Annotated in this window: 9 protein-coding genes; 6 read left to right on the forward strand and 3 right to left on the reverse strand. The window is 63.6% G+C overall.

Annotated elements, in window-relative coordinates; all coding sequences use genetic code 11:
- The 3 genes from GDA49_06220 to GDA49_06230 form a co-directional block, all read left to right on the forward strand.
- A partial coding sequence (locus tag GDA49_06220; GenBank protein ID MBC6439996.1) for a hypothetical protein occupies positions 1–1245 on the forward strand: 1245 nt, incomplete at its 5' end.
- Between the two features lie 424 nt (positions 1246–1669).
- Positions 1670–1951, forward strand: coding sequence for a translation initiation factor IF-1 (gene infA / locus GDA49_06225; GenBank protein ID MBC6439997.1), 282 nt, complete (start codon positions 1670–1672; stop codon positions 1949–1951).
- 86 nt (positions 1952–2037) lie between these two features.
- A complete protein-coding gene (locus GDA49_06230; protein MBC6439998.1) occupies positions 2038–3387 on the forward strand; it encodes a DEAD/DEAH box helicase in 1350 nt (449 codons plus the stop codon).
- Positions 3388–3634: 247 nt separating this feature from the next.
- On the opposite strand, the gene GDA49_06235 is transcribed toward GDA49_06230, so the two are convergent.
- Complete coding sequence (locus GDA49_06235) at positions 3635–4777, reverse strand: aromatic ring-hydroxylating dioxygenase subunit alpha (GenBank protein ID MBC6439999.1); 1143 nt, start codon at positions 4775–4777, stop codon at positions 3635–3637.
- Positions 4778–4896: 119 nt separating this feature from the next.
- Between GDA49_06235 and GDA49_06240 the strand changes: the two genes are divergently transcribed.
- A complete protein-coding gene (locus GDA49_06240; protein ID MBC6440000.1) occupies positions 4897–6090 on the forward strand; it encodes a mandelate racemase/muconate lactonizing enzyme family protein in 1194 nt (397 codons plus the stop codon).
- 43 nt (positions 6091–6133) lie between these two features.
- Here the strand turns inward: GDA49_06240 and GDA49_06245 are convergent, their stop codons facing one another.
- Positions 6134–7630, reverse strand: coding sequence for an aldehyde dehydrogenase (locus GDA49_06245; GenBank protein MBC6440001.1), 1497 nt, complete (start codon positions 7628–7630; stop codon positions 6134–6136).
- A 200-nt stretch (positions 7631–7830) separates the two neighbouring features.
- Positions 7831–8754, reverse strand: a complete 924-nt coding sequence (locus GDA49_06250) for a LysR family transcriptional regulator (GenBank protein MBC6440002.1) — start codon at positions 8752–8754, stop codon at positions 7831–7833.
- A gap of 114 nt (positions 8755–8868) precedes the next feature.
- Here GDA49_06250 and GDA49_06255 point away from each other — a divergent pair, with 114 nt between their 5' ends.
- Positions 8869–9816, forward strand: a complete 948-nt coding sequence (locus GDA49_06255; GenBank protein MBC6440003.1) for a 3-hydroxybutyryl-CoA dehydrogenase — start codon at positions 8869–8871, stop codon at positions 9814–9816.
- Between the two features lie 198 nt (positions 9817–10014).
- Positions 10015–11082, forward strand: a complete 1068-nt coding sequence (locus tag GDA49_06260) for a hypothetical protein (GenBank protein MBC6440004.1) — start codon at positions 10015–10017, stop codon at positions 11080–11082.
- Positions 11083–11668 lie beyond the last annotated feature (586 nt).

Consider the following 11668-nt stretch of genomic DNA (forward strand, 5'->3'; position numbering starts at 1 on the left):
CAGCAGGGACCCGAACCCCTTGTAGTGCCGCACTATGCAGGTTTTCGAAATGCAACGATCCAGACGAGCACATATAACAAACAAGCCAGCAAGCTTGCTTCGATAAGTAATGCTGTCTTTCTGGGCCCTGCTCTTTCCAACCCGTCTTCCCTCCGGAGCGCTGGGAAAGGCCTCCTGACGGGATATTTGAGGACTGAGTTCTATGGCTCATCAAGAATCATGGGCCGTCTTGCAGTCACCGCCGATTTCAGTGACGGTAGGGTCAAGACATTTGCAAGCAATTTTCGTCGGTTTGACACTGCCGACGATCCGAGCCCGAGCGGTGGCTGGAATAGCCGTGGCAGGGTTTTGGGGACTCTTTCCGGTAGCGGAACGATCACCACAACAGCATTTGCAAGCACTCTGGATGGCAGGATCAATGACGGTGTCAATGGTGACATAGACGTCGATGCCGATATGCAGGGCGAGGTTTTTGCTGGCCGTGGGAAGAAGTTGACGGTATACGGCACTAGTATTACAGGGACCTATACGATTGCGGCCTCGAACAACCTTCGAGGCAGCGGAACAGCATCAAGCCGCCAAACCGTCACCATCACCGACCCAGGTAGCACTACACCGACAGATATCAATGGTGATTTTTACCTCAGCGATGACAAAAACGGTCAAAGAATCGCTCTTCGCCTGAACCCGGGGGGTAGCGGTGTAACAATCAGACCGCTCAGACATCTCCGGGAAACCGATAATATGAACTTTATCGCTGCAGCTGCCGAAACCGGCCTTCTCGAAGCCCCGGATTCTCTCCCGGCGGGGAGCGGCACCTTGTCGGGATATGTCCGGGCTGACAATCTTTACAACAATCGTCGTCTCATCGGCAGTCTCACAATCAATGCCGATTTCGATGCCGGTACGGTCAGCGCACGGGCCCAGGATTTCTCAGACTTTCGCGGCAATAGGTTTCCCACTTCTTCTTTGGGGGACTCAGGGACGACCCTTACGGGTACCGGAACGATCACTGCGACCGAGATGACCAGCACCCTGAGCGGTACCCTTGCCCCGAGGGTTACTGTTTCCACTGAGCGTACCGGAGTCAGCGGGACAATTGCAGGGAAGGTGTACGATCACGAGGGGTCGTTGCTGGTACACGGAGACCTGACAGGAACCGTTACTGTGGGCCGGAACCCTGCCGCTGATATCGAAGGTGGAGCGTTTTACGCTGTCCAACAACCTGCCCCGACCCAGAACTGAAGACAGAATCAGGGTTTCAGGCGGCCACGCCGCCTGAAACCTTCTGTCTCTTCCCGACCGCCTCCCGAAAGGGCAGGTTGTTCCGTAATTCGCCGAAGATTCCCGGTTCGCCGGCAACCGCTGTGGTCATCGCCGTCACGCCCTCGCCATCTGTTCACCGCACATCTGTTCACCGCACATCTGCCAGACCCGCTTCCTCCTTGCAATTCCCCGGCCTTGGCATCACATAGGCTCCAGCAGGTTTCCGCCCCCCCCCCGCGAAACGCGGGAAACTGGCTGAAAGCTGGGCGCGGTGCCCCGTGCGTGCTGATCAGACCCAGGGCCTGCTGGCTATCGGCATTTTCATCCTTTTCGAACCGTGCGCAGGCCTGGCCTGGATATGTCCGGATGGCGTCGGTTGCGCGACAGGTTTGAGGAGTACTGGATGTCGAAAGAGGATCTGATCGAAGCGGAAGGCGTCGTCACCGAGGTGTTGCCCGACGCCCATTTCCGGGTGGAACTCGACAACGGCCATGAGGTCATGGCCTACACTTCCGGCCGCATGAGAAAGGCGCGCATCCGCGTGCTGACCGGCGACCGGGTCACCGTGGAAATGACACCCTACGATCTGACCAGGGCGCGGATCAACTTCCGCCACAAGGACGAGAACTCCGCACCACGGCCCGGCGGCACAGGCCGCCGTCCCCCGCGTGGCCGTCGCCGCTGACACCCGCGACAGCGTAAGGAGACAACTGAAAACAGGCACCGGCCGGACCGCGGGTCCGCTCGCCGGCGCTGACAGGATTCCATTCGATGACAACGACGATGACAACGATGTTTGCCGAACTCGGCCTCATCGCGCCGCTTTGCCGTGCGCTGGCCGACGAAGGTTATACCGAGCCCACGCCGATTCAGCGTCGGGCCATTCCCACGCTGCTTCAGGGCGGCGATCTCCTGGGCATTGCCCAGACCGGCACCGGCAAGACGGCGGCCTTCGCGCTGCCGGCTCTGCAGTGGCTGTCGGAGGCCGAAGGCCGGCCGGCGCCGAAGACGGCGTCCGTGCTGGTGCTGACGCCGACCCGCGAGCTCGCGATCCAGATCGACGAAAGCTTCCAGACCTATGGTCGCCACCTGAAACTCTCCTGCGTCACCATCTTCGGTGGCGTGAATCAGAACCCGCAGGTCAACAGGCTGCGCCAGGGCACCGATATCCTCGTTGCCACACCGGGCCGTCTGCTCGACCTGATGGCGCAGGGGCATATCCGGCCCGATGCCGTCGAGACCTTCGTGCTCGACGAAGCCGACCGCATGCTCGACATGGGGTTCATCCATGACGTGAAGCGGATCATCGCCAGGCTGCCGGAGGATCGGCAGACCGTGATGTTCTCGGCCACGATGCCCGGGGAGGTGTCGAAGCTCGCCGCCTCGATCCTCAGGAAGCACGAGCGGGTCGAAGTGACGCCGCAGGCAACCACGGTGGAGCGCATCGAACAGAGTGTTCTGTTCGTCGACAGGCGCGACAAGATCGAGTTGCTCCACGATCTCCTGACCGAGCCCGATGTGAACCGCGCGATCGTCTTCGCGCGCACCAGGCACGGCGCCAACAGGATCGTGCGCATCCTCGACAAGTTCGGCGTGTCAGCCGATGCGATTCACGGCAACAAGTCGCAATCCGCTCGGCAGCGTGCGCTCAAGGACTTCCGCGACGGCAAGGTCAACGCGCTGGTCGCGACCGACATCGCCGCCCGCGGTATCGACATCGACGATGTAAGCCACATCATCAACTTCGATCTGCCGAACGAGCCGGAGAGCTACGTCCACCGCATCGGACGCACGGCGCGCGCCGGTGCGCAAGGCAAGGCGCTGTCGTTCTGCAGTGGCGACGAGCTCGCCTGTTTGCGTGACATCGAGCGCACCACGCGCCGGCAGATCGCGGTCGATGCCGATCACAGGTTCCACGCCGAAGCGATCGCCCTGCTGCACGAGAGCGGCAACATCCCGAAGACGCCGAAGCAGAACCGGGGCCAGCGCGCGGGTGGTCAGCGTTCGGGCGGTCAACGCACTGACGGTCAGTGTCTGGCCGGCAAGCGATCGGGCCGCAAGCCCCGCAGCGGTGGCGGCAGGTCGCATCGCGGCAGGGGCGCGCAGCGCAAGGCGTCGTAGCGTCGGTCAGAGCATATCCCGTTCGGATTGAATCCATCTGAACGGGTGACGATGCTCCGGGTCTTCGGATGCAGAGCGGATTCACGCACTCGGTTGCACGCACTCGGTTGGAAGCCGGGGCCGACGGCAAGCGGTGCCGGGCGATGCGGTCGGAACGGATGGCGACGTCGCGGGCGGATATGTCACGGGCGGATATGTTGTGGGCGAGCATGTCGTGGGCGAACATGATGCGTCCCGGACGATGGCCTCAGCGCCCGATCATCCGGCTGCTGTACCAGAACGCGAAATTGGCGATGCTGGGCTCGAGCTCGCTGAAGCGGCCCTGACGTGCGGCGGGCGACGTCATGCCGGCCTGCTGTCGCTCCAGCATCTTGCGGTCTTCCTCAAGCGCATCGTCCATGCGTTCGTAGTAATGCGCCGCCCTGGTCTCGAAGCCGTCGCTCCCGACCGTCCCGGTCGGGAAGCAGACCGACATGGTGACCGCGCAGCGGTCGGCCGCGATCGGGCGGGCTTCGTAGACCCACATGGCCTCGCTGCCCGCCGCGAAGGTCATCGACGGGAAGGCCCAGGTGTAGCGCGTGCCCTGGCTGTTGCGGCCTTCGAGCCCCGGCATCGCGGGCAGGCTGTGCTCCTGCTCGTCGTCTTTAAGTCCGCCGGTGCCCTCGGTCAGGCCGAACTGGGTCGTGAAGGCACCCTCGACCGCGTCGGCCGCATCGGGCTCACCGTAGATGTCGCCGAATGTTCCGCCATGCACATAGGGCAGGTGGTAGTACTCGTTGAAGACCTCGAGGAAGAGCTTCCAGTTGCAGCCGACCTCGAGCTCGCGGCGCCGCGTGGTAATGAGTGCGCCGAGCGGCCAGGGGCTGTGCATGGCTTCGAAGTTGCCGAGCCAGACGTCGATGCCGGGTGTCGCTTCGCCAAGGCAGAGGAAGGCAAAGCCGGCGCGCTCCTCGACCCGGTAGGGCAGAAGACCATGCCCGGCGTTGTCGAAATCCGTGGCGTGTCTCATGCGCGGTGCGCCACGCAGCGCGCCGTCGAGACCGTAGGTCCATGCGTGAAACGGACAGGTGATGCGTGCGGCGTTGCCGCAGCCTTCGAGCAGCTTCGTGCCGCGATGGCGGCAGGTGTTGGCGAAGGCGCGCAGGGTGCTCTCCCTGTCGCGCAACACGACGACCGGAACGCCGCCGACCTCCAGCGCCTGGTAGTCGCCGGGCACCTGCCAGCGGTCGGCGCGGCCGATCCCGACCCAGCTCTTGCGGAAGATCGCCGACTGCTCGGCAGTCAGGACCTCGGCGTCGACGTAACACGACGGCGGCAGGGTCGGTGAGGCCGGGAACGGCGGTGCGACGCGGCCGAGGTCATCGAGAAGCGTTTGCGCGAGAGCGGACATGGCACACCTTGCTGATTTCGCCGCACCCTGCCCGATCAGGGACGTCGGACGCAATTGTCTCCTTGCGCCACACCCCGCCTTCGGATTGAGTGCGCCGCACCAGACCGGACCTGCCAGTCATGAAGATCGCCGACGTCACCACCTTTGTGGTGGGCAACCCGCCGCCGCACTTCGGCGGCAACTACTTCGTCTTTGTCAAGCTCACCACCGACAACGGTATCGTCGGCTATGGCGAGGTCTACACCGCGACCTTCTCGCCCCATGTCGTGGCTGCCATGACCGAGGACATCGCCCGGCGCCATGTGATCGGCATGGACCCGTTCCACATCGAAACAATGTGGCGGCGCATGTACGGGTCCGGCTTCAGCCTGCGTCCCGAACTGTCGCTGGTGGCCGTCATGTCGGGTCTGGAAATGGCGTGCTGGGACATCGTGGGCAAGGCGGTTGACAAGCCGGTCCACGAGCTGCTTGGCGGCAAGGTGCACGAGAGGATCCGGAGCTACACCTACATCTATCCCGAAGAGGGTGACGCGACCGACGTCTATGCCGATCCCGATCTCGCCGCGGAACGGGCTGCGCGCTACGTCAGCGAGGGTTTCACCGGCGTGAAGTTCGATCCCGCCGGTCCCTACAGCGCATTCGACCCGCGCCAGCCCTCGCAGGAGCGCATGGCGCTCTCCGAGCTCTTCGTGAAGAGGCTTCGCGAGGCCGTCGGGACCGGGGCCGATCTCCTGTTCGGCACGCACGGCCAGTTCACCCCCTCGGGCGCGATCCGCATGGCGCGCAGGCTTGAGCCTTACGACCCCCTGTGGTTCGAGGAGCCGACACCGCCCGAGCGGCCCGAGGAGATGGCCAGGGTGGCGCGTTCCACGACCGTGCCGATCGCGACCGGCGAGCGCCTGGCCACGAAGTACGAGTTCGCGCGTGTGCTTGAGCACGGTGCGGCCTCGATCCTGCAGATGGCGCTGGGCCGCGTCGGCGGCCTGCTCGAGGGCAAGAAGATCGCCGGCATGGCCGAGGCCTACTACGCCCAGATCGCGCCACACCTCTATTGCGGTCCGATCGAGGGCGCGGCGAACGCGGCGCTTGCCGCCTGCACGCCGAACTTCCTGATCCTTGAGAGCATCTATCGCTGGGGCGGCTTCCACGCCGAGATCCTGAAGACGCCGATGCGCTGGGAGGAGGGGTTCGTCATCCCCTCGACCGAACCGGGCCTGGGCGTCGAACTCGACGAGGAGGTTGCGCTGGCCAACCCCTACGAGGGCACGGCCCTGCATCTCGAGATGATGGAAGAACCGGCCACGCTTCTGTGACCTTCCGGGCCGACATCGATGCGCTCGACCGGGACGACCCGCTCTAGCGCATCACGAACGGGTCCCCCATCGGTGCGTCCGACGTGTTGATCCAGACGGTCTTGGGCCGCGTGTAGTCGTAGATCGCCTGGGCACCGGACTCGCGACCGAAGCCGGAATCCTTGAAGCCGCCGAACTCGGCGATGGGCGAGACGACCCGGTAGGTGTTGATCCAGACGATGCCGGCGCGGATTTGTTTCTGCACGCGCAGGGCGCGGCCGATATCCCTGGTGAAGATGCCTGAGGCCAGGCCGTACCTCGTGTCGTTGGCCTTAGCGATCACCTCGTCCTCGTCCCTGAAGCGCAGCACGCTCAGAACAGGTCCGAACATCTCGGAATCGACGATCTCCATGGTCTGATCGGGACACTCCACGATCGTCGGTTCATAGAACCATCCGGCGTTCAGGGCGGCGTTCAGGTGAGACGGCGGCTTGCCGCCGTGGTGCACCGTGCCGCCCTCCTCGATCGCCCTAGCGACCTGGGTCTTGCAGGTGTTGAGCTGCCCCGGGGTGCAGAGCGGACCCATCTGGGTTTCCTCGGCCAGGGGATCGCCGATCACGATCTTCCCGGCGCGGTTCGTGATGTCGGCCAGGAAGCTGTCGTGAATCGTCTCGTGCAGATAGATGCGGCTGCCCGCCACGCAGCTCTGGCCCGATGCGCCGAAGATGCTCGCCATCGCGCCGTTCACCGCACTTTCGAGGTCGGCATCCTCGAACACGACAACCGGCGACTTGCCGCCGAGTTCCAGCGAAACCTCGGCAAAGTTCTCGGCCGAGTTGCGGACGATATGGCGCGCCGTTCCGGGGCCGCCGGTGAAGCTGATGCGCGCAACCAGGGGATGGGTCGTGAGGCTCCGGCCGCAGGGTTCGCCGAAGCCCGTGACGATGTTGACGACGCCGGGCGGGAAGCCGGCCTGCTCGATCAGTTCGCCGAACTCCAGCATGGCGGCCGAGGCATGTTCGCTCGCTTTCAGCACCACCGTGTTGCCCGCCGCCAGCGCCGGCCCGATCTTCACGGCCACCAGAAAGAGCTGGCTGTTCCACGGCACGACCGCCGCGATCACGCCGAGCGGTTCGCGGGTCGTCAGCGTCATCATGTCGGGCTTGTCGATCGGCAGGGTCTCGCCTGTCACCTTGTCAGCGAGCCCGGCATGGAAATGGAAGAACTCGGCGATATACGTCGCCTGCCAGCGGGTCTCCCTGAACATCTTGCCGGTGTCGATGCATTCGGTGCGGCCCAGGTCTTCGGACTTGTCGGCAAGCAGGTCGCCCAGGTTGCGCAGCAGCTTGCCGCGGCCTGTCGGCAGCATGGTGGCCCATGCGCCCTCGCTGAAGGCGCGGTGGGCGGCGCGCACGGCGCGATCGACGTCCTCATCGGTCGCGGCCGGGATCTCGGCCCAGGGCTGACCTGTCGTCGGATTGATGCTTTCGAAGGTCTGGCCGTCGCCCGAGGCGACCCATTCCCCGTCGATCAGCATCCTGTAGCTCTTCAGATCCGACATCGCAGCTCCGACATGGTCGCCTCCCGTCCGTCCGTTCTTGCGTGGCTGCATTCAACGGGCCTTGTTCCCGAAACGCAACCGGTCACGGTGTCGCCCGACGCAGCGCCGGGGGCGCTGTGCCCATCGGCCGATGCGATCGACGGCAGCCACGAAACGCCCGCGGCCTTCGATATGTCGCCGCTGGAGGCGGTCCGGGCAAGCTACACGCCGGTTCGCCCGATCTGACCGGCCTGCTCGACGAGCCAGGAGCGGAACGCCTCGGCAGCCGGTGAGAGCTCGAGGCCCGGTATGGTGACAAGGTGCACCGCATGGCCCCTGGTCAGTGCCGGCCCGACCGGGCGGATCAACCGGCCGCGTTCGAACTGGCTGTCGACGATGCGCGAAAAGCCGAGGGCCACGCCCTGGCCGTCCAGCGTGGCCTGGATGACATTGGCGTAGGAATCGAAGCCCAGAATGTTGGTTGCCCGCGTCGTCGCCACTCCGGCGCCCTGCAGCCACCAGGTCCAGTCCTCGCCGGCATGGGTCGGTCCGTCGAGATTGAGCAGGGTGTGATCGAGCAGGTCTCCGGGTTCGGCGATCGGTCCGTGCTCGGCGAGGTAGTCCGGCGTGCAGACGGGGAACGTCTCGGTGGCAAACAGTTCGGCTGTGTCCTGGCCCTGCCAGTCGCCGTCGCCGTAACGCAGGCCGAGGTCGATCCCCTCGCGCCGCATGTCGAGCGGAATGTCCGACGCGCGCAGGCGGATCCCGATGTCGGGATGGCGCGTGCGGAAGTTCGGCAAGCGGGGCGTGAGCCAGAAGGATGCGATGGCAATCGTTGCCATTGCCGTCACGCGCGTCGTGGCACCGCCCTCGCGCAATCCGTCGCTGGCGCGTGCGAGCGCATCCAGGCTCGACGCCACGACGCTTCGGAAGCGTTCGCCTTCGGCGGTCAGTTCGACCGCACGGTGAACCCGCAGGAGCAACGTCACGCCGAGATGGTCCTCAAGGCCGTGAATCTGCCGGCTGACCGCTTCCCGCGTGACCCGAAGTTCCTCGGCGGCGCGGGTAATGCTGCCATGGCGCGCCACGGCCTCGAAGGCGACGAGGCTGTTGAGCGGGGGCAGGCGCTGCCTTAAGTTTGCCATGACCGAACAGTTACGCGAGACAGTCACGCGAGGACAACCGCGCCGCAAGGATTTCCCGGCGACTGCGGTCTGGCGCGGCTCCGTCGCAACGCACATCCAACGACAGGTTCAGCCATGGCGCGCAAGGCTCCCCGGGACGTCTCAACCATCGCCTGCCTGGGCGCCGGCCCGATCGGCGGCGGCTGGGCCGCCCACTTCCTCGCCCGGGGTTACGATGTGACCGCGTGGGTTCACGATGCCGCCGAGGAACCGAAACTGCGCGGCCTCATCGATGCCGCCTGGGAAGCGCTGACCGAGCTGGGCCTGGCCGATGGCGCTTCGCGCGACCGCCTCGCTGTCACGACCGATATGGCTGCGGCCGTGGCCGATGCCGACTTCGTGCAGGAGAGCGTGCCGGAGAACATCGACCTCAAGCAGAGCGTCTATGCCAGGCTTGGCAAACTGGTGCCCGATGATGTCGTGATCAGCTCCTCGACATCGGGTCTCTCGATCACCGACATCCAGGCGAAATGCGCCACGCCCGAGCGCACGGTCACGGGCCATCCCTTCAATCCGCCCTATCTCATGCCGCTGGTCGAAATCGTCGGCGGTGCCAGGACCGATCCCGATGCCGTGCAGTGGACGGGCGTCTTCTTCAGGCACGCCGGCAAGGCACCGCTCGTGATGGACAGGGAGGTGCCCGGCTTCGTCGCCACACGCCTCCAGGAGGCGATCTGGCGCGAGGCGCTCCACATGGTCAACGAGGGTGAGGCGACGGTCGAGCAGATCGACATCGCTGTCACCAACGGTCCCGGTCCACGCTGGGCGCTGATGGGCCCGTGCATGGTCTACCATGTCGGCGGTGGCGAGGGCGGCATGCGATACTGCCTGGAGCAGTTCGGGCCGGCCCTGAAGTTTCCCTGGACCCGGCTCATCGCCCCTGAACTGACGGACGAGCTGACCGCGAAGATGGTGCAGGGTAGCGAGGAGGCCGCCGAGGGTGAGGACTTCCCGACGCTCACGCGCAGGATGAACGACGGTCTGGTGAAAGTCCTCAAGGCGCGCCGCGATGCAGGCTTCTGACCTGATCGCCGGGGTCTCCCCCTTGCAGACGGCAGGATCGCACCCGAGGACATCGGGACGGAGGACATCGGGACGATTTCGGGCGCTGTAAAAAAAGGGCTTGACACCGACTTGATGTGCTCTAGGCTTCGGGATGCATGCAAGGCGTGCGACAACCCGACCACGAGAAACGCGACCACGAGAAAGAGGAAATCAGCCATGACCATGTCCACCATGACCAGATCCACGATGAACAAACTGTCAAGCGTTCTTGCAGCTGTGCTCCTGATTGCAGGGGTTGCCGCCCACGCCGATTCCGGTGAGGCCACGATTCTCGCCAGTGCGCCCGGAGCTACAGGCCAGCAGGGTAACCAAGTCCGCTTTGAAGTCCAGCACTATGCAGGTTTTCGGAATGCAATGATCCGGACGGACACATATAGAAACCAAACCAGCAAGTTAAATTCGATTCAAATTAGTGCCCTGACGCTCGATGTTTTCAACCCGTCTTCCCTCCGGAGCGCTGGGAAAGGCCTCCTGACGGGATATGTAAGGGCTCGATTCTATGGCTCATCAATAATCATGGGCCGTCTTGCAGTCACCGCCGACTTCAGTGACGGTACGGTGACGACATTTGCAAGCAATTTTCGTCGGTTTGACACTGCCACCGAGCCGAGCCCGAGCGGTGGCTGGAATACCCGTGGCAGGGTTTATGGGACTCTTTCCGGTACCGGAACGATCACCACAGCACAACTTCAAAGCACTCTGGATGGCAGGATCAATGACGGTGTCAATGGCGACATAGACGTCGATGCCGATATGACGGGCAATGTTTACGTTGGCCGTGGGACGAAGTTGACGGTATATGGGGGTGCCACAGGGACCTATACGATTGCGGCCTCGAACAACCTTCGAGGCAGCGGAACAGCATCAAGCCGCCAAACCGTCACCGTCACCGACCCGGGTATGACTGCTGCGACAAGTATCGATGGCGCTGATTTTTACCTCAGCGATGACAAAAACGGTCAAAGAATCGCTCTTCGCCTGAACCCGCGGGGTAGCGGTGTAACAATCAGACCGCTCAGACATCTCCGGGAAACCGATAATATGAACTTTATCGCTGCAGCTGCCGAAACCGGCCTTCTCGAAGCCCCGGATTCTCTCCCGGCGGGGAGCGGCACCTTGTCGGGATATGTCCGGGCTGACAATCTTTACAACAATCGTCGTCTCATCGGCAGTCTCACAATCAATGCCGATTTCGATGCCGGTACGGTCAGCGCACGGGCCTAGGATTTCTCAGACTTTCGCGGCAATAGATTTCTCGCTGCTGTTGGTGAAGGGGGAATCCTTCAGGGTACCGGAACGATCACTGCGACCGACATGACCAGCACCCTGAGCGGTACCCTTTTCCCGAGGAGTTTTGTTTCCAATGAGCGTACCGGAGTCAGCGGGACAATTGCAGGTAACGTGTACGATCACGATGGGTCGTTGCTGGTACACGGAGACCTGACAGGAACCGTTACTGTGGGCTCACAAGCTGGCGCTCCTATCGAAGGTGGAGCGTTTTACGCTGTCCAACAACCTGCCCCGACCCAGAACTGAAGACAGAATCAGGATTTCAGGCGGCCACGCCGCCTGAAACCTTCTGTTTCTTCCCGACATGGGGAGCTGATATCAGGATCCCGGGCGGCAAGATCCCCAGAATCGCCGCCCGGGATCTTCTGTCTCTTCCTGACCGCCTCCCGAAAGGGCAGGTTGTTCCGCAAGTTGTTCCGTAATCGGCGAACACCATCCATGCCCACCCGTCGAGACCACGAGCGAGGCCCCGGGTTCGCATATGTCAGTCGCATATGTCACCTGGATATCGGTCAGGACC

This window comes from Rhodospirillales bacterium (assembly GCA_014323865.1).
Taxonomy (GTDB): Bacteria; Pseudomonadota; Alphaproteobacteria; order SP197; family SP197; genus SP197.

Excerpts from the sequence above, each read along its gene's own strand:
- GDA49_06250 (MBC6440002.1), bottom strand. The coding sequence starts at position 8,754 with ATGGCAAACTTAAGGCAGCGCCTGCCCCCGCTCAACAGCCTCGTCGCC.
- infA (MBC6439997.1), top strand. The coding sequence starts at position 1,670 with ATGTCGAAAGAGGATCTGATCGAAGCGGAAGGCGTCGTCACCGAGGTG.
- GDA49_06255 (MBC6440003.1), top strand. The coding sequence starts at position 8,869 with ATGGCGCGCAAGGCTCCCCGGGACGTCTCAACCATCGCCTGCCTGGGC.
- GDA49_06230 (MBC6439998.1), top strand. The coding sequence starts at position 2,038 with ATGACAACGACGATGACAACGATGTTTGCCGAACTCGGCCTCATCGCG.
- GDA49_06260 (MBC6440004.1), top strand. The coding sequence starts at position 10,015 with ATGACCATGTCCACCATGACCAGATCCACGATGAACAAACTGTCAAGC.
- GDA49_06240 (MBC6440000.1), top strand. The coding sequence starts at position 4,897 with ATGAAGATCGCCGACGTCACCACCTTTGTGGTGGGCAACCCGCCGCCG.
- GDA49_06235 (MBC6439999.1), bottom strand. The coding sequence starts at position 4,777 with ATGTCCGCTCTCGCGCAAACGCTTCTCGATGACCTCGGCCGCGTCGCA.
- GDA49_06245 (MBC6440001.1), bottom strand. The coding sequence starts at position 7,630 with ATGTCGGATCTGAAGAGCTACAGGATGCTGATCGACGGGGAATGGGTC.